The sequence below is a fragment of the Methylophilus sp. Leaf416 genome (assembly GCF_001424665.1).
Classification (GTDB): Bacteria; Pseudomonadota; Gammaproteobacteria; order Burkholderiales; family Methylophilaceae; genus Methylophilus.
On sequence record NZ_LMQS01000002.1, the window covers coordinates 474,164 to 492,382 of the forward strand.

An 18,219-nucleotide genomic window follows, 5' to 3' on the forward strand; every position below is an offset into this window, starting at 1 on the left:
AGATAATTTATGAGTAGAGATATACGAGAACTACGAAACCCCCGGATTTCATATCAAATTATTATCACCTTTGATCTGGAGGGAGCAGAATCTGAGAAATATGAAAAGCTTAGAAAAACCCTAGCTTTGGAATTAGAATTGGACACCAATATCTATTTAAGTGAATCAGACGATCATAAAATAACGTCGCTTCCGTTCAACACCTTAGCTACTCTTTGGCGTAAAGACTCAACCGAACAGGAAACCCGAGATTACATCGAAAAAACGATCAAAAAAGCCTTTTTATCCCACCGTTTGAAAGGGCGCTACGTTATTGTAGTCGCTCAAAATTGGGCAGTTGCAGCAGGTAACGTCGATTATAAATAACTTTTAGTCAACCCGTCGCACCCGACGACCTGCCCCAACCCATATACTGCAAGGAATGGCGACAAGTCGTCGAGTCGTCAGGTGGGCTTCAAAAATTTCCTTTTAAGCCGCTTTTGGTTGCGCTGCCTGAATCTGCCTTGAAGCACTATTAGCTGCCGTCTGTAATGCAGTCATCGATAGATGAGCATAGCGCTGAGTAACAGACGGATCACTGTGCCCCAAAATCTGTTGGATCACGTATAGCGATTGCCCAGCATTGGCTAAGAAACTGGCATATGAATGGCGTAAATCGTGCAGGCGGTGAGAGTTCAACCCTGCTTTTAACCTTAACTCATGCCAAATTTTAGCGATATTAACGTATGGGAGTTTAGTGCGTTTATTAATAAAAAGATGTTCATATGCTCCTTTCGTATTGAGTGACGCAATTACTTCAATTGCTGAGTCATTGAGTGGAATTACTTTTGAACGCTTACTTTTATTTTGTTGTGCAGGTACCCGCCACAGTTTCTTTTCAACATCTATATGCTCCCATCTGGCAGTCAATGCCTCATTAAGGCGCGCGCCCGTGGACAATAAAAATAATGCAATCTGGCAAACCACTCTTCTCCTGTCGGTACTTAACACTTCCAATAAGCGTTGCAACTCATCTTCGTTCAAATAACGCTCAATTTGATTATCTTCATTGAACATTTTTATACGGCTGGCAACGTTCTTTTCAATGATTGACCATTCAACTGCCAGAGAAAGCATGCGGCGTATCACCTTAGCTAAATGATTCGCTGATGCCGGAGTAAGCTTATTCACTTGAATTTGGTCAGCATGCAATTTTTGTATTTCCAATCTAGTCACATCATTGAGGCGTCGATGCCCAAACACAGGTTCGATATGTAAACGATAAATTTGCTCTGATCTTTTCCAGCTTCTGATACGAGGTTTTATGTAAGGCAAAAAATGCTCTTTAAAGAAATCATCAAAAGTGATGACCTTCAAGCGAGCATGCTCCTCTGCGCGCTTATCTATACCAGCGCTCAACTCATACTTGAGCTTCTGTACAGCGGCCTTAGCATCCTCGAGGGTGATATCTTTAGTGCTACCGATAGGATAATGAGTAGTCTTTCCCGTTACCTTGCTTTTGGTCCGGTAATAAAACAAACCTTGCCCAGGAGTTGCTTTCCGTACCTCGATGTAAATGCCTGAGCGTGATACATCCACAAATTCTATGCGCGAACGTCCTTCAGGACATTGCAGGCCTGTCTGGATAAATTGAATTGATAAATCTACGACTGCCATTTCGTGAACCTCCATAAAAAGAAACGGAGCGCTAGGCCCCGATAAAGATCAAATAAATGCTTTTAGTTAAATGCGTCTGTAGGTACTTTTATTGTCCGTTCGCCTCTCAACATACTCGTAAGGTATTAATGATCTGGCAGCCATATCTTTGATACAACGACCTGCTAAATTGTGGTCCTGTGTAAAAAGCTCGTAATTCGAGAACCGCTGCTCGCACATTTTTACAGCGATACATATCGTGCCTAAAGCAATAGAATCACTATGATGCTTTATATGATCTTGTACCTTTTGATAGAACTTCTTGCAAACCATATCGCCAGTTAACAACATGGTTCTCTGCACTTCATTTTCGGTGATTGCCACAGTTATTCCTTAAAAAAGTACCGGGGCAATTACCCCGGCATGTCAATCTAGTTTTTTACTTGATAGCGTTTAGTATCCTTGCTGTATTTAGTCACGTCTCGGATAGGTATCGAACCTTGTTTGATCATGTACCTAAAGGAGGACCGTGCTTTGCCTTGCAACCCTCTGGAGCCTAAAAACCCCCATGACTCGTCACCCAACAACTGACTTAAATCGAACCAGTCCAGGCGGCGAACGTTTTCTAAATTTTCTTGGACACGCTCTCTGACTAACTGGTCTACCAAAAATTTTTGCCACTTAGCATCCTGATTAATGAATGCTGCATCACTTGGTTCTATTATTATTTTCACATTTATATCCTTTTCAATCGAAATTAATATGCGGAGACCAAAGCCTCCGCTGTGTGTTCTAGTTTCAAATATCTCAACCTATTAAAGGCATAGGTCTAGTAAAGGTCACCATCTATGTCGTCATTAGTAATGATGATCTGGCGCCGCTTGCCTCGTTTAAATTGAATGCCTATGCCCTGAGCTTCTAAAGATGCAACCAGAGGCATCAAGCGCTTCGACATGGCAATTGCATTGTCTGGCCACTCACGCGACCGACCAATACGGGTTACAGCAAACGCGCTCAAATCTTCATAAAGTTTTGTAGGCGTCCCAATCCACGGCCTTTCTTGTAGTTTGGCAAAAGCTAATATTTCGCTGCCAAGCAAATTGTCCTGCAGTGCATCTAGCTGACCATTTACAATCTGATCAGAGTAGTACTTTTGGTATGTACCTTCCGGCACACCTTGAACAACTTCCATTGCTGCCAACCACTTCGAGAACTCAGCCATGCGTTCTGCTTCTTTAACCTTAATATCTGGCAGCACAGCAAATACCTTTGCAATCAAATCCAGTAACCCAAAATAAATATCGGGATAGTCTTGATGCAACTGCCCCTGTAATTCAGCATCGGTTTGTCGCATTGCTTTGCTGATAGGTAACAGCTCAATCGTCAAACAACGCTGTGCCAGATCACTTTGGTTGATGAAGGGGTGCAACCCGTTAAGTATCACCGCTCCATGCAACCGAATTGCCATCACTTCAGCATCGGTATACAACTGCCTTACAGTAATCGATCCCCCTGTAGCAGCTATGCATAAAGCATCTGCCATCACAGGTGAAAGAAACCGCAAGTTGTCATAAGCCAATACGTGACTGGACTGACAAGCAATTGCTAATTCCTTTTGATTGCTTGGGAAAGTCCGTACCCCAATACTTCCGGGATCTGCAAACTTCAACAACAGCTTAGACATCACTGTTTTCCCTGTTCCCTGCGACCCGCTCAACACTAATATAGGGAACTTACTATTCTCAACTTTCGGTTGTGCCATTGAGAAAGTCAGCCAGGCCAAGATCAAGATTTTGGACTCCGGTGTCATATTTAGGTATTTATCGAATTTCGATAAATCGCCTGAAGACACATCTTCAGGAACAGAAATACCACCCATATGTGGGTTCCTAACAAATACTGATTGGGAACCGGAATTCAACATCTCAACACGACCGGGTGTCACTGCAATACGCCTATGTCTCTCATCACCAAGATCAATTTCTATGCCATTTGGTATTTGAGCAACTCGATACCATACTGAAGCTGTAAAACCATGTGCATGAGCAGCTGACTTCAAATCTTCATTAATGTCATCAAGCTCTTTGCTCTTTAATCGATGCCCTGATTCGGCATATTTCCTGCGGATATTACTATTTGAAAACACCCCTCCTATCCGATCCCCAGTTGGATTAGAAGTGTCAGGCCTTACCGCAAACTCCACGCCGTCTTGGCTTCGAAACGTTATAAGGTTTAACTTCTTGTTTGTAGTTGAGTTTTCTAGCCGTTCTAAATCTTGGCTATAGATACTGCTGATTAGGTTTTGCATCCTTCTCCTTATTAGAAGTTTTAAATGGATGCTCACTATAAGATGAAGGGTATCCTCCCCCACAAGAGTACCCCAATAAGATTTATGGGGTAGTGTGCCTAAGTTATAGTTTTATTTTAGCTTCATATTTGATTTTATTGGTGTCACTCAATCTATCCCAAGCATGCTTAAAAACAGTGGATCCAGTAAATAAACCTTTACCATTCAATATAGCTAAAACTTTTTTCTTCACTCCACCCTCTCTGGTATACGGAGGAAGATTTAATGGGTCGTAACCTAGTTTAGCAATTTCATTTAAAATTGCTTTTTCTTGCCTTTTAAGGTGATCGCAAGTTTTCAGATTTTGTAGGACAGCCACACTTGTCAAAAAGTCGTCAGCAAGTCTTATCCTATTAGTTGCAGCCCATGCAGGTAATTTATTTGCTCTAACTTTATTCTGGTGCAAATTTAGCTTGCCACTGTCAATGGCATCAAGCAGAAGTTCATGATAGGCCAAACCCTTTTTGGCCAAGTCTTCATCATCATTATCATAAAAAATCTGTAAATAATCCTCTAATTCATACGTCTCTTCATGATTACCAAACTCATCATAAGTAACAAAAGGATAATCAGCTAAAGACTTACCCAAAAGAACAATCACAGCTTCCTCAATTGTTAAAAGCGGACTCAAAATCACACGATTGGCTCCCGCCTCCTCATTATAAATAATTGGCATTTTTTTCCTAAACTTTTTGTTTGTGAATTAACCCGACGCACCCGACGACACGTCGCCAGCCCAAGTAGTATATGGCAGCTAATTCGGCGTCGGTTACGTCAGGTCGTCAGTTTTAGGGCAACTAACTTGAAAATTCCCAATTCACCATATTTCATCTTGAGAATTTCCTCGATAGCATCATTTCTTAATTACACCATATAGCTTGTGATACTGAATATTGCCAAATTTATCAGTCTGGTAAATCCGATCACCCTTCATTTGATACTGCTGCTTATGGTGTTGCTTATTTCCAAAAGAATCAGCCTCAATAACCCGTCCGTTACTCTGAACAACATAAGAAGGTTTGTGATATTGAATATTACCTGTTGATTCTGTCTGGTAAATTTTTGACTCTTCCGCAAAGGCAGGGCAAGCAAATATAAACATTCCAATGCTAGCCGCTATATGTAAATATTTTGTATTCATAATCAACCCTCCGGATTAATCTATCGCTCTAGAAATTGCCATCGCTTCACCATGCTCCAGTGCAAATTCACGTAGCGCGTGATAATGAGCTGAGCAGAGTTTACTTAGTTCGGGGTTATCAGAAAAACTCAAATGACTATAGGCATACAAGCTAACTACCAATCCAAATGCATCAGCTGACACCTGCCCCTCATGACCATTTTCGCTAATGAAGCTAAATGGTTCTGCTGAGTCTGGTGCTATGTAAAAACCGCCATTGCTCAGTGTGTAGAAATGCCAATATGCACCATGATAATCTTTGCACAGGTGGCGAGCGAAATAATAAACAACAGGCTCAATTTTGAATGGGAAGTATTGCTTGAATAGTTTTGGTGTAATTAATAGTCGCTGGTGTTCCGGTACTAAGGTTGCGGTAATTGATGCCATGGGGTACTTTCAAAAAAAAATAAAAATAAGCCCCACCTCGCTAAACCAATAGACGTGACAATGCCTCAGCAATAAAGCTGATTTGTTATCGTTGTCATATCCGGTGGTTTAGTGAGGTGGGAGTGGTAAAGAAAAGGAACAGAAGGGGTTTACTGCAATATGTTGATGTATGGCTGCTCGTAGTCAAAACCTGACATTAATTTAGCCTGGTCAGCAACTGCCAGTGGAATAGCCTCATCCGGGATATCCCATGACAAAACTGTTTCTAGTGCTTCAAGGTAGTTTGGGTGGTTGATACACATTTAATTTTCTCCTTAATTTGAAATAGCCAACAAACAAAACAACGAAGAACAGGGTTATAAATACAAATGGATAAACAAGCGCGATGAGAGTTAACCCAATCACACCAATCATTCGGGTAGATTTGAAAACGAGACAAAACAGCCCAATTACGAGCAGCGTTAAAAGAGCCATCAGAAAACTCCAAAATTCACTGAGATTCAGTGGTGTAAGGTGGAACGGTGAGAATTTATTTCGGCATAATTTCGACATATACCTGAGGTTGAAACAGCGAAGAGTTTGAGACTTGACTGGCTTAGCGCTATAGGAGGGACAGGCTATGGAGTTGCGTACTTATTCTCCGTAGTAGCGCTGATGGTGACTATTGCGTGGATTTAGGGGAGTTAGACTTCTTGGCGGACTCTGGTTTTAATATGACAGTCTTGCGACCATCGGGGATGTGATCGACTTTGATATCGGCACCGGATTTGATGAGTGCGTCTATTGATTCAATGACAGGCTTGGGATCACAACTGACATACACACGCGGATTGTCGATATCTCTTTCAACGAGTCCAAGTGAGTAAATAGCAGCCCACAGAAAGCCAATGGTGTTTGAGCTTTTACCCTCAGTGATGCCTTGAAGTGTGAACGATGTTAATGGGGTTTTCGCACTATCTAGCTTATCCAGGATAGTTTGCAATTTGACCCACTCTGGACTGAAGTAGCCTCCACCCTCGTTCTCGGCCACTCGGATGATGATGGCACCCTGCTCGTCGATTCCAATGTGAAACTTGATTTTGTATTTGGCAGATAGATTGAGGCATTCTGCCACCTTGACTACGCGAATTGCTTTCATAATTAATCCTTGTTTGATTATTAACTGAATAAAGAATAAGTGCATTGCACCCTTCATATAAGATGGAATGTTTATCGCAGACACTAAGCTTGATTGATAGCCAGATGCTCTTCTACTCTGGCCTTGGTCCATAACGTCTTTGGCACATAGAAGACAGGTCCCCCTGCGTTATTCCAGATGTTGCAAAAGGTCACATAGCATTCATCGAGTTTATGGCAGACATCCCAGACCATTGGCTGGTCAGTGACATTCGGCCAATCTCCATGTTTTTCAGCCCATGCCGGATTGAAACCTTTGATGCTAGTTAAGTCAGCCTCGGATTCACAAATATATGCATCGCCACCTAGGTATTTATTAAAAGAGAACTCTGCCGCAAGTTGGCCAGATAGCCAGATGAGATTGTTAGAGTTGATATCAGTAGAACTGTGAATATTAGGCGGGATGTCATCGCATGCACTCATCAGTGTGTAAGCGATATCCTGGACAATTGAAAAAGCTAGTTTATCGGCTTGGTAAAGTTGAAATGCTTGTTTGAAAGTACATATTTCTATCATAAGACTCCTTTGTATAGGCGAAAAAAAACCGCCTTGTCAGGGCGGCTATCGATACTTCTGCTTTTTATGTCTACTTCACCATTAGGTTAATTATCTTTATATCAATATTGGGGCAACTCAAACCACCGTACTTGCTGCGATCTGCATCTTTCATAAGCAAGTGAACCATACATTTGGATGAGCCTCCTGCTAAGACTGGCGAACAACTGAGCATATATTGCTCCAACGTTGCGTTTGTTTCTTTCTGCACAGTCAGTAGCGTTCCATTAATGAGCGAAATGTTCTTATCTGAAGTATTGCGAAAAGTTGCTCCTAAGATTGCACAGCCGCGTTTTGTAACCTCGATTGTGTTTCCACTACTCAATGCGAAAGTTCTTGTTGTGACATCGAAATTTCCCATAGATGCGCATCCTGAGATAGTGGCAATCAATGCCATCAAAATACTTAATTTCATTACTTCCCTTTCTTGATTTAGGTTACTTTGGTATTCCAGTGATTTGTTCCATCGTGTTGTCTATTTCCTCAAAACTATTTAAGTCTTCTTTTGAACAAGGTGCATGCTTCATTGATTCCACGATCCAAACACCATTTTCCTTTTTAAGAAAAGCAACATCCCACCCTGTGTAGCCACCAAAGCTATTTTTGGCATTCCAACTAATGCATGCGTATTGATTGCCATCGCTGGCGACATAATCTTTGAAGATTGCGGAGGTGGGATCTTTGAGGTGATTTTGAACAACTTCTTCTACAGCTGACTTTTGACTGCATCCAGATAGAAATAGAGCAGTTAGCATTGAGAACCAAGCGGATTTCATTTGGTGTTTCCTTTCTTGTTATACGAAATACTAAGCATTCCTTAGTATCGAGTTTATCAAAAAACTAAGAATCTCTGAGTACTAAAACGTACCGATGATTCTTGATGAGCGATGTAGTTGCAAAAAGATTGAAGGAAGCGAGATTGGCAAAAGGCCTTTCTCAAAAAAAGCTCGGTATTGCAGCGGGGATTGATGAATTTACGGCTAGCCCAAGAATGAATCAGTATGAACGTGGTGTGCATGTTCCCGATTACTCTACTTTGGAAAGGCTAGCTCAAGTTCTTGAAGTTCCTGCTCCATATTTCTACGCAGCAGATGATGAACTGGCTGATTGGATAAAGTATTTCTCCAAACTTACTAATAATGACAAAGAAAAATTAAAACTTTTAATTGATAACATTAATCATTATTAATAATTATTTACATCTAAAAATAACGAGATATAATTCAATTGCATCTCCCTCCAGGAATGCGATGTAAACCCTTTAAGAGGCCATCTCACGAGATGGTCTTTTTTTTTTATCAATAGTTTTGATCCTTCCGATACAGTTTCTTAGTGTTGAATAAAATCGACTTCTGGTGATACCATTGAACACTGTTACATAGTTCAATAAGAGATTATGACCAAAGGCGGCAAAAGACCCAATTCTGGCCCTAAGCGTTCAATGAGCCCATTCGGTGAGAAAACTTCTGTTATCAGAGTACCAACCAGCATTAAGGCTGATGTGTTGGTGTATCTGGATGCCTTCAAAAAAGATAGGGCAGATCAGAAATTACCGCCTCTCGCTGTATTGAAAGCAGCTCCTAACCCTGCTCTATTACCTAGGCCGCTCTACAGTGGCAAAGTATCAGCAGGTCAATCAAGATTCCCTTCACCAGCTCAGGATTATGAGCAGGAATTTTTAGATTTAAACAAAGAATACTCTCCCAACATAGCATCTACTTATTACTTCAATGTAAAAGGTAACTCCATGGAAGGAGCGTTTATTCCCGATGGCGCCAGAGTAGCAGTTGATACCTCTGTTAAGCCCAAGTCTTCTAACATTGTTGTGGCAGCTGTAGACGGTGAATGGATGGTAAAACGTTTCTATAAACGCGGTAATGTCGTGAAGCTCCTTTCAGAGCATCCAGACCACGCACCTATCGAATTTTCAGAAGGTCAAGAGCTTATGATTTTTGGAGTTGTGACTGGTGTCTTCACTCATCCAAAATGAAGATGTTTACGCGCTCTGTGATGCGAACTCTTTTTACGCTTCATGTGAGAAAGTATTCAGGCCAGACTTGAAGGACAAGCCGGTAGTCGTGCTATCAAACAATGATGGCTGTGTGATTGCTCAAAGTAAAGAAGCTAAAGCATTGATTGAGCTTTGGATGTGTAGACCATGGTTCGAGATAAAGGACGATGCCAAGCGTTTAGGTATTACAGCCTTCTCTTCTAACTATGAGTTCTACGCCAATATGAGCAATCGTTTCATGACCACTTTAAGGCAGTTTGCACCAAGACAGGAGGTGTACTCGATTGATGAGTCATTCCTGGACTTTACTGGAGTGAAACGCGACTGGATAGCGCAAGGTCATGAAATCAGAGAAACTGTATTGCAATGGACTAAATTACCAATCTGCGTAGGCTTCGGCACAACTAAAACATTGGCTAAGCTTGCTAATCACTGTGCAAAGAAGATGCCTGATATGCAGGGAGTTTGCGATTTAGTCACCATGCCAAGTAAGCAGCTAGATGACATTATGCTGTCTCTGCCAGTTTCCAAGGTTTGGGGTGTCGGTCATAGGCTAGAGGCAAGGCTTAATGAATTAGGTGTTGATAATGTTTTAAGGCTAAAGCGAGCAGACCCTAAGAGAGTTCGGGACAAGTTTGGTGTGATACTAGAGCGTACTGTAAGAGAGCTTAATGGCGAACGCTGGTTATCGCTTGAAGAGATGCTACCTGAAGCTAAACAGGTAATGAGTTCCCGCTCATTTGGTTATAGATTGTCTACTCTGGATGAATTGAGAGAGCCTATCAGTTTTCATGCATCAAATGCGGCAGCCAGAATGCGGAATAAGGGTTTGTATGCAAATGCCGTATATGTATTTGTGCAGAACAGCCCACATGATGAGGCTGAATATTACGGGCCGAGTTTAGTGATTCCATTACCCGCACCTACAGATAACGCCATGCTGATAACGAATGCTGCTTTGTGGGGACTTAAGATGATATATAAAAAAGATGTTTACTACCTTAAAGGCGGTGTGATGCTAATGGATTTGGTACATGCAGGAAGTCAGCAAACCGATCTTTTTGGTTATTCAAAACAAGATGATAAAACCAGCAATCTTATGACTGCGATGGATCGCATTAACAATAAGTACAGCCGTGGCACTATCAAATTAGCTTCAGAGGGAGTTAATAAGTCTTGGGCTATGAGAAGAGAATTGAAGAGTCCAGATTACACTGGTACTTGGAGTGAAATACCTACTGCTTACTGCTGAGAAAATTACTCAAGGTAATAGCCTCCACCTGGTTAAATCCAGACTCCCACGCCAAGCCAACATAACGACCAACTATCGCCACCGGGATTACCGTCGTATCAGCCAGCTCCTGATTGCTTGGCTATGGCTCAAAACGTGCGGCTATGGGCAGGGTTTGGGGGTGCAGGTGGGTGGTTTGGGCGTACGCTGAAATTCATTCGACGACCTGACGAAACCGACGCCAGTCAGAAAGCCATACAGTGCATCGAAAGGCGACGAGTCGTCGAGTGCGTCGGGTGAATCAGTACAACAAGAATATTTTGGTGCTCAATTCTTAGCACTTAATAAAGTCACCCGAGTAAATTAAGCCCATACCTGCTGGTAGATCAAGAACAGATGACCACAAGACTCCAGCTAGAATCCACTTAAACTTTTGACTCGTATCCAATTGCCCACTATAAAAGATATGAAACAACATACTCCATTCAACAGCTCGAATTGGCAGTAAAATTAAGAAATAAGAGAAAACGAAATATTCGTCTTTGAGAGATACATTCAAGAACTCTAATCCCATCACTACTAGACTAAAAAACAGACCAAATATGAACCCTAGAAGCAATTTAGCAAAACCAACTTTAATTACTGACTGAGATGAGTTAAGTCTTTTATTGATGAAGCTAGCTGCAATCACATAACCAACTAACTTTATAAATGTGAATACCAGAACTGAATAAGTGATATCCATAATCCACCCTTATTTTTAACTCACACCAGTTTACCTCACCCCAAAACAAAAAAGACCCAAGGCGTTAACCTTGAGTCTCCCTATAAATGGTGGCCCCTCTGTGAGTCGAACACAGCACCAACGGATTATGAGTCCACATTGTTGAGGCACTATGCTTACCATTACGCAACAATACATATACTTAAATTACGTTATGCAACTAAATAGATGCGTCATCTAACTATAGCGTCGAACTTTTGTTGTACTTCTGTATAGTCTTAACTCAACCATCTCAACGTTTAAAGTAAGGGACCTAGATTAATTTAAAATCAGTAATTTAGCGTAATTTTTTTAATATTCAAAAAACTGATTAGTGTACTGATTTTGTACTAATCAAAGCGTTACATTAGATAGGCCACCACAGATGAATAAACGTCACCTCATAGGATTCATTAATTGAAAAAATTAGTTGACCTTCCTATTGTAGGAAGCTTTAGACTGGAAATATACTTAATACAAGTTTCCGGATTATGAGCATGTCCAAAAAGACTTTAAGTGATGCCATCCAAAATATCTCACTTCCTATCGAAGGGATGACATGCGCCAGCTGTGTAGGGCGTGTTGAAGCCGCCTTAACAAAGGTACCTGGCGTTGAAAGTGTCTCAGTCAACCTGACAAGTGAGCGAGCGACTATTCACGTTACCGAAGAGGTAAATCGCACAGCCTTGATCGAAGCTGTTCATAAAGTTGGTTATGAAGTTCCAACATCCAAAATAGAACTCAATGTTATTGGCATGACCTGTGCGTCATGTGTTGGCCGTGTTGAGAAAGCCCTCAAATCTGTACCAGGGGTCGTTGAAGCTACAGTTAACTTGGCCACTGAACGTGCCTCCGTTGATGGCTCTGCCAGTTCAGAAGATTTGATTTCCGCGATCGAGCGTATTGGTTACGAAGCTAAGGTCATTGATTCCCCGGTACAGGATGTAGCAGAGAGTCAAAAAGAGATTGAATTACTCAAGTTGAAGCGGGACCTCATTCTGGCAGCAGCACTATCGTTACCAGTGTTTGTAATGGAAATGGGTGCGCATTTGATATCAGGTGTTCATGAATTAATCATGGATACCATTGGCATGAACACCAGTTGGTACGTGCAGTTTATGTTGACGGCTCTGGTATTGGCTTTTCCTGGTAGACGCTTTTACCAGAAAGGCTTTCCTGCACTGTTTAGGCTTGCTCCAGACATGAACTCGCTCGTAGCAGTAGGTACAGCTGCGGCTTTCGGATATTCAATAGTCGCGACCTTTGCTTCAGGACTGTTACCGGAAGGAACGGTCAATGTCTATTATGAAGCGGCTGCAGTCATTGTGGTTTTGATCTTACTTGGCCGATTTCTGGAGGCGCGTGCCAAGGGGCACACTTCCGAAGCAATCAAGCGCCTGGCAAAAATGCAGGTCAAAGAAGCGCATGTCATGCGCAATCATCGCTTTTTGGATGTGCATATCAATGAAGTGGTGCTGAATGATGTGCTCGAAGTGCGACCGGGTGAGAGAGTGCCGGTAGACGGTGAAGTTACCAATGGTAAAAGTTTCGTTGATGAATCCATGATCACTGGTGAACCCATGCCTGTCGAGAAGAGCCTGGGTAGTTCCGTAGTCGGGGGCACCATCAATCAGAAAGGTGTTTTGGAGATGCGTGCGACAGCCGTTGGTAACCAAACCATGCTGGCTCAGATCATACGTATGGTGGAACAGGCACAAGGATCTAAGCTACCAATACAGGCGCTCGTCGACAAAGTGACCATGTGGTTTGTCCCAGCTGTCATGGGTGCTGCATTGATCACATTTACAAGCTGGATGATTTTTGGGCCTTCGCCTGCGTTGACTTTCGCACTTGTGAATGCAGTCTCCGTGTTGATCATTGCGTGTCCATGTGCCATGGGATTGGCCACGCCAACGTCAATCATGGTAGGAACCGGGCGAGGCGCCGAGCTAGGCGTTTTGTTCAGAAAAGGCGAAGCATTACAGTTACTCAAGGATGCCAAAGTTGTCGCAGTTGACAAAACCGGTACGCTCACAGAAGGACGGCCAGTGCTGACCGACCTTGAAGTTACAGAGGGCTTCGAGCGTAAAAGTCTTCTTGCAAAAATCGGGGCGGTTGAATCTAAATCCGAGCATCCAATCGCCCGCGCTATTGTAGCCGCTGCCACTGAAAATGGACAATCGCTACCGTCTTTAACAGACTTTGAATCTGTAACTGGTATGGGCGTAAGAGCAGGTGTTGAAGGTGTTCTTGTGGAAGTGGGGGCTGATCGCTTCATGCGACAACTGGGGTTAGATTTGAACGTCTTTGCGCAAACTGCTGAGCGGTTGAGTAAAGAAGGTAAGTCACCCTTATATGCCGCTATTGATGGTCAGTTGGCTGGTATTATTGCAGTGGCTGACCCTATAAAAACTTCAACACCAGGTGCAATTGCTACACTGCATCAGTTAGGTCTGAAAGTGGCTATGATTACTGGAGATAATGCCAAGACCGCACATGCAGTCGCCCGCCAGCTAGGCATTGATGAAGTCATTGCTGAGGTCATGCCTGAGGGTAAAGTGGAGGCTGTACGTCGCTTGAAATCTACTTACGGGCAGATTGCTTTTGTGGGGGATGGCATTAATGATGCCCCCGCGCTGGCAGAAGCAGATGTGGGCCTGGCAATCGGGACCGGTACAGATATCGCTGTAGAATCAGCAGATGTTGTCTTGATGTCTGGCAATCTGCAAGGAGTGCCGAATGCGATTGCTTTATCCAAAGCAACGATAGGAAATATTCATCAAAACCTGTTCTGGGCATTTGCTTATAACACGGCGTTGATTCCGGTAGCGGCTGGTGCACTTTATCCTGCCTGGGGCTTACTACTTTCACCAGTATTTGCTGCCGGCGCAATGGCTTTATCGAGCGTGTTCGTTTTAGGGAATGCTTTGCGCTTACGGACATTCAAACCACCTCTAGTGGAATTCAACAATCCACAAAACCTTTGAATAATAATGCTTGACCTTACCATTATTGGAACCTTTAAGCTTAAATTACTACCAATTATTCTTTAAGGAGTTGATGATGGAATTTCATATTGAAAATATGACCTGCGGTGGATGTGCAAGGGGTGTGACAAGTGCCATTAAAGCCATAGACCCAGAAGCAAGCATTACTACGGATCCTCCAACCAGAACGGTCAACGTTGAAAGCAGTATTGCAAAAGACGAGATCGTTTCAGCGCTTATAGATGCTGGTTTTCCACCTGAAACTAAGTAATTTCTATCTGCCTGCTGAGCAATATCAGCAGGCTTCTTACCTATCACTTGGGCATGAACGATGAGTTTATTTAATATTGGGCAAGCTGCAAAGGCGTCGGGTATATCGACCAAAATGATCCGGCATTACGAAAGCGTCGGGTTGTTGCCTGCTGCTTCAAGAACTTTTGCGGGATATCGTCAATATTCTGAAAAAGACATCCACACGCTGAGCTTTATCAGACACTCCCGCGATTTAGGCTTTTCTATCAAGCAAATTGAGGAGTTATTAAGCTTATGGCAAGACCCGCATCGGCCAAGCAGCAAAGTGAAAGAGTTAGCAACTGCCCATGTTGAGGCCTTAAACCAGAAGATTCAAAGCCTGATGTCGATTAAGTCGGAGCTCCAAAAGCTTGTGCATTGCTGTCATGGGGATGATCGCCCAGAGTGCCCCATTCTGGAGCAACTTGCGCTTAATCAAACATAGGATATTTCATAACAGGAAAATTTCAGTTTGGCACTGAATCATTTTTAATTTAGGGTTATCATAATCTCATCGTGAGAAAACTCATCCAGATCTTCGCTATTTGGCTCATAACAATCATTCTACCGGTGCAGGGATTTGCAGCGATTAGCATGATGAATTGTGAAAAGCCACAAAACCAGCACAACCATGAAAGTGTCAGTGGTCATAGCCATGAACACCACGAGGGTGCTGTGGATAGTCATGCTCACAAACATCAAGATGATACTAAGCACGCTTGTAACCATTGTTCCAAATGTTCAGTCTGCTGTTCAGGCTTCGCCTTTGCAGCCTCGGGTGGTGATCTAAAGCATCATTTGATTGTTGCAGGTACGGCAATAGGTTTTATCGTCCCAGATTTCACTAGCCACATATCCTCCGGCCCTGAGCGACCTCCGCGTTTTATCCTCATTTAGTTTGTTATTGGCTGAAGTCCTATCAGGTCTTTAGCCACCACACTTATGCTTTTGCATGCTCGCGGCAGGCGAAAGAATGCGTTTCCAATGGATGTTTGGGAATTCTAAATGAGAGGTTAATATGAAATTTCCTACCCGAAAGAGAGCTTGGATAGCTCCTCTTCATCAATACTTACTATGTCTTTCAATGGCATTGGGGATTGGCGTATCATTTGCGGAAGAAATTCCCGCGCCATACCAGTCCACGTTTGAAGATTACAAGGCGACCAATAGTGACAATCAAAAAAATTGGAAATCACTAGATTCTTCGATTGCAGACCAAGGACATCAAATGTCGGGGATGCAGCACGCCTCGGACCAACCAATGAATCATGAAGCGATGGGACATAGTATGTCTCATGGCGATACGCATGCTTCCCACGGCTCAAAATCTCAGATGCCACCCATGGACCATAACAGCATGCCGGGGATGGACCATAGCAAAATGCATGAGATGAATAGTCAGGCTGAGGACATGGACCACAGCATGGCAAGCATGGATCACAAATCATCTTCATCTGAAATGTCGGCACACACGCACGACCATGGAATGCATGCTGAAATGGGTCATCACTCCATGCAAAATATGAATCATTCGGGAAGTGAGAGTGAAGAGGCTTTATCAATGGCCCATGCGCATGGAAATTCGGAGAGTGAGCTTGCGGAAGAGGATTTCTCAAGCCATATCCATGAGTCTTCAGAAGCTCTTAAATCAGAAGTGCCCTCAGAACACACCGGTTTCCAGATTGTTCCAAATTTGCATCCGGCAATCGTGCACTTTCCAATTGCGTTGACGATGGTGGCATTTATTTTAGGCCTAGCTGCTCGCTTGCGCCGCCAATCTGCATCATCCACTTCATTGGATGCCGCAGCATATCACGTATTGATCCTAGCTGCTGTGAGTGCTGTAGCTGCCGTTGGTTTTGGTTGGCTGGCATTCAACTCAACCATGAATCACGATGATGCCGGCCATGCTGCCATGTTATTGCATCGTGCCTGGGCAATCCCTACTGCTGTTGGATTGGTGCTCGTTGCAGTCTGGCACTCGTTGAAGTCGCGTCAGGACATGCCGATGTCCATTCCTGTATTAGTTTGCCTGGCTGGTTTATCCATGGCTGTAACGACAACGGCATGGCTGGGCGGTGAAGTGGTTTATCGCCATGGCATTGGTGTTCTATCTTTACCTGCATCTGGTGGTCATCACCACGTTGGACATCACCATGGTGAAGCAAGTGAATCAGCAATACCAGCTCAAGACAACCATTCAGGTCATCAACATGAATCATCATCTGAAGGAGATTCACATGCGCACTAATATTGGAACCTTCAGGGCACGCAGCGTCATTCTTGTTGCCGTAAGCTTGTTATTAGGTGGATGCGCGACCTTCTCAAAAGATGGCGGCATGGATGAGGTACAAAAGCAAACTCAACCGCACCTGAAGCAAGAGTATGAATGGGCTAAGACTGAAGAGTCTAAAAAGTCCCTGCAGGACAAGACTCAGGCATTGCTCGCACAACCTTTGGATGTAGAGGGTGCAGTACAGGTGGCGCTTTTTAACAACAAAGGACTACAGGCCTCATTCTACGAACTGGGCATCTCAGAAGCAGACTTGGTACAGGCTGGCCGATTGCCTAATCCACGTTTCTCTATGCTTTATGCGCGTGATGCTGGTGAGTATAAGATTGAGCAGGCATTCACGTTCAACGTCTTCTCCTTGATCACTATGCCTAAAGCTGTTGAGATTGAAAAAAGACGTTTTGCCCAGACACAAGCATCTACCGCTATTGAAGTCCTGAAGCTCGCCTATCAGACACGTATCGCTTATTTTAATGCGGTAGCCGCTACTGAACTGGCCAGATATAGCGCGCAAGTAAAAGAGTCTGCAGAAGCTAGTGCTGAGTTGGCTAAACGACTGCATGAAACCGGCAACTGGAATCGACTGGAGCAGTCACGCGAGCAAAGCTTCTATGCAGATGCCGCACTGGAATATGCGAATGCGAAAAATGCTGAAGTGAGGGCATATGAGGCTTTAGCCAGGCAATTAGGCGTAAAAGCTTCACAACTCAAAATCCAATCTCGGCTACCTGATCTGCCAAAGTCTCTTTCGGAGTTACAGGCCTTTGAACAAAATGCCTATGAACAACGATTGGATCTGCTGGTTAAGCGCTCTGAAATGGATGCCTTGGCTAAACAGCTAGGACTGACCAAAACAACGCGATTCATCAATGTGATCGAGTTAGGCCCTGCACGTGTATTGGAAGGCAGAAGAAGCGAGCCCTATAAAAAAGGTATCGATATCGCTTTTGAAATCCCGTTGTTTGACTGGGGCCAAGCCAAGGTGCCACGGGCAGAGTCCATTTATATGCAGTCTGTACAGGAAACTGCTCAGTTGGTGACCAATGCGCAATCTGAGATACGTGAGCGGTACAACACCTACCGCACCAGGCATGATGTCACTCGTCACATTCGCGATGAGATTGTGCCATTACGTAAACGCATATTGTACGAAGATCAGCTACGTTATAACGGCATGCTCACAAGCCCATTTGAATTATTTGGCGATGCCAGAGCACAAGTACAAAGCGTAAAAGGCTATATCGAATCATTACGCGACTTCTGGTTAGCTGATGCTGAATTACAAGCTGCTTTAGTCGCTAGTCCTCGTTTGATGGAAGGTCAATAAAATGACAACTATGGATAGAAGAAACTTTTTTAAATA

General features: G+C 43.4%; 22 protein-coding genes. 9 read left to right on the forward strand and 13 right to left on the reverse strand.

Annotated features, from left to right (window positions below; genetic code table 11):
• Window positions 1–9 precede the first annotated feature (9 nt).
• Window positions 10–366 carry a hypothetical protein gene (locus tag ASG34_RS07130; protein WP_055828625.1) on the forward strand — a complete coding sequence of 119 codons (357 nt, stop codon included), beginning with the start codon at window positions 10–12 and terminating at the stop codon, window positions 364–366.
• 102 nt (window positions 367–468) lie between these two features.
• Here the strand turns inward: ASG34_RS07130 and ASG34_RS07135 are convergent, their stop codons facing one another.
• The 12 genes from ASG34_RS07135 to ASG34_RS07185 all read right to left on the reverse strand — a co-directional run bounded on the left by ASG34_RS07135 (window position 469) and on the right by ASG34_RS07185 (window position 8,056).
• Entirely contained in the window at window positions 469–1,656 is a 1,188-nt protein-coding gene (locus tag ASG34_RS07135; RefSeq protein ID WP_055828630.1) for a site-specific integrase, read from the reverse strand.
• A 66-nt stretch (window positions 1,657–1,722) separates the two neighbouring features.
• A complete protein-coding gene (locus ASG34_RS07140) occupies window positions 1,723–2,019 on the reverse strand; it encodes a hypothetical protein (protein WP_055828633.1) in 297 nt (98 codons plus the stop codon).
• 47 nt (window positions 2,020–2,066) lie between these two features.
• Complete coding sequence (locus tag ASG34_RS07145; RefSeq protein WP_055828636.1) at window positions 2,067–2,369, reverse strand: hypothetical protein; 303 nt, start codon at window positions 2,367–2,369, stop codon at window positions 2,067–2,069.
• Window positions 2,370–2,464: 95 nt separating this feature from the next.
• Window positions 2,465–3,943, reverse strand: a complete 1,479-nt coding sequence (locus tag ASG34_RS07150; RefSeq protein WP_055828639.1) for a hypothetical protein — start codon at window positions 3,941–3,943, stop codon at window positions 2,465–2,467.
• Between the two features lie 103 nt (window positions 3,944–4,046).
• Window positions 4,047–4,658, reverse strand: a complete 612-nt coding sequence (locus ASG34_RS07155; RefSeq protein WP_055828642.1) for a hypothetical protein — start codon at window positions 4,656–4,658, stop codon at window positions 4,047–4,049.
• 177 nt (window positions 4,659–4,835) lie between these two features.
• The gene (locus tag ASG34_RS07160; RefSeq protein WP_055828645.1) at window positions 4,836–5,123 is read right to left on the reverse strand and encodes a hypothetical protein; all 288 of its coding nucleotides are present in this window, start codon (window positions 5,121–5,123) and stop codon (window positions 4,836–4,838) included.
• A gap of 15 nt (window positions 5,124–5,138) precedes the next feature.
• On the reverse strand, window positions 5,139–5,549 hold the full coding sequence (locus ASG34_RS07165) for an antirestriction protein (RefSeq protein WP_055828648.1): 411 nt from the start codon (window positions 5,547–5,549) through the stop codon (window positions 5,139–5,141).
• 149 nt (window positions 5,550–5,698) lie between these two features.
• Entirely contained in the window at window positions 5,699–5,851 is a 153-nt protein-coding gene (locus tag ASG34_RS13990) for a hypothetical protein (protein WP_156376464.1), read from the reverse strand.
• 359 nt (window positions 5,852–6,210) lie between these two features.
• A complete protein-coding gene (locus ASG34_RS07170) occupies window positions 6,211–6,687 on the reverse strand; it encodes a hypothetical protein (RefSeq protein WP_156376465.1) in 477 nt (158 codons plus the stop codon).
• Window positions 6,688–6,770: 83 nt separating this feature from the next.
• Window positions 6,771–7,241, reverse strand: coding sequence for a hypothetical protein (locus tag ASG34_RS07175; protein ID WP_055828654.1), 471 nt, complete (start codon window positions 7,239–7,241; stop codon window positions 6,771–6,773).
• Window positions 7,242–7,311: 70 nt separating this feature from the next.
• Window positions 7,312–7,695 (reverse strand): hypothetical protein, encoded by a 384-nt coding sequence (locus ASG34_RS07180; RefSeq protein WP_055828657.1) that lies wholly within the window; start codon window positions 7,693–7,695, stop codon window positions 7,312–7,314.
• 22 nt (window positions 7,696–7,717) lie between these two features.
• Complete coding sequence (locus ASG34_RS07185; protein ID WP_055828660.1) at window positions 7,718–8,056, reverse strand: hypothetical protein; 339 nt, start codon at window positions 8,054–8,056, stop codon at window positions 7,718–7,720.
• 104 nt (window positions 8,057–8,160) lie between these two features.
• Here ASG34_RS07185 and ASG34_RS07190 point away from each other — a divergent pair, with 104 nt between their 5' ends.
• The 3 genes from ASG34_RS07190 (at window position 8,161) to umuC (ending at window position 10,543) form a co-directional block, all read left to right on the forward strand.
• Window positions 8,161–8,469 carry a helix-turn-helix domain-containing protein gene (locus tag ASG34_RS07190; protein ID WP_055828662.1) on the forward strand — a complete coding sequence of 103 codons (309 nt, stop codon included), beginning with the start codon at window positions 8,161–8,163 and terminating at the stop codon, window positions 8,467–8,469.
• Window positions 8,470–8,676: 207 nt separating this feature from the next.
• Window positions 8,677–9,270: a LexA family protein gene (locus ASG34_RS07195; protein ID WP_082504833.1), complete on the forward strand. Its 594-nt coding sequence runs from the start codon at window positions 8,677–8,679 to the stop codon at window positions 9,268–9,270.
• Window positions 9,248–10,543, forward strand: a complete 1,296-nt coding sequence (gene umuC, locus ASG34_RS07200; protein ID WP_055828665.1) for a translesion error-prone DNA polymerase V subunit UmuC — start codon at window positions 9,248–9,250, stop codon at window positions 10,541–10,543. Before ASG34_RS07195 ends, umuC begins: the two co-directional genes overlap by 23 nt.
• A 313-nt stretch (window positions 10,544–10,856) precedes the next feature.
• Here umuC and ASG34_RS07205 read toward each other — a convergent pair whose 3' ends face one another.
• Entirely contained in the window at window positions 10,857–11,267 is a 411-nt protein-coding gene (locus ASG34_RS07205) for a hypothetical protein (RefSeq protein WP_055828668.1), read from the reverse strand.
• A 515-nt stretch (window positions 11,268–11,782) separates the two neighbouring features.
• On the opposite strand from ASG34_RS07205, the gene ASG34_RS07210 reads away from it, so the two are divergent.
• From ASG34_RS07210 to ASG34_RS07230, 5 genes are all read left to right on the forward strand, one after another.
• Complete coding sequence (locus tag ASG34_RS07210; protein ID WP_055829159.1) at window positions 11,783–14,272, forward strand: heavy metal translocating P-type ATPase; 2,490 nt, start codon at window positions 11,783–11,785, stop codon at window positions 14,270–14,272.
• Between the two features lie 73 nt (window positions 14,273–14,345).
• Entirely contained in the window at window positions 14,346–14,543 is a 198-nt protein-coding gene (locus ASG34_RS07215) for a heavy-metal-associated domain-containing protein (RefSeq protein WP_235559697.1), read from the forward strand.
• Window positions 14,544–14,603: 60 nt separating this feature from the next.
• Window positions 14,604–15,008: a Cu(I)-responsive transcriptional regulator gene (cueR, locus tag ASG34_RS07220; protein WP_055828674.1), complete on the forward strand. Its 405-nt coding sequence runs from the start codon at window positions 14,604–14,606 to the stop codon at window positions 15,006–15,008.
• Window positions 15,009–15,581: 573 nt separating this feature from the next.
• Complete coding sequence (locus ASG34_RS07225) at window positions 15,582–16,814, forward strand: DUF2231 domain-containing protein (RefSeq protein WP_156376467.1); 1,233 nt, start codon at window positions 15,582–15,584, stop codon at window positions 16,812–16,814.
• Window positions 16,804–18,183, forward strand: coding sequence for a TolC family protein (locus ASG34_RS07230; protein WP_055828681.1), 1,380 nt, complete (start codon window positions 16,804–16,806; stop codon window positions 18,181–18,183). Before ASG34_RS07225 ends, ASG34_RS07230 begins: the two co-directional genes overlap by 11 nt.
• The last annotated feature ends 36 nt before the right edge of the window (window positions 18,184–18,219 follow it).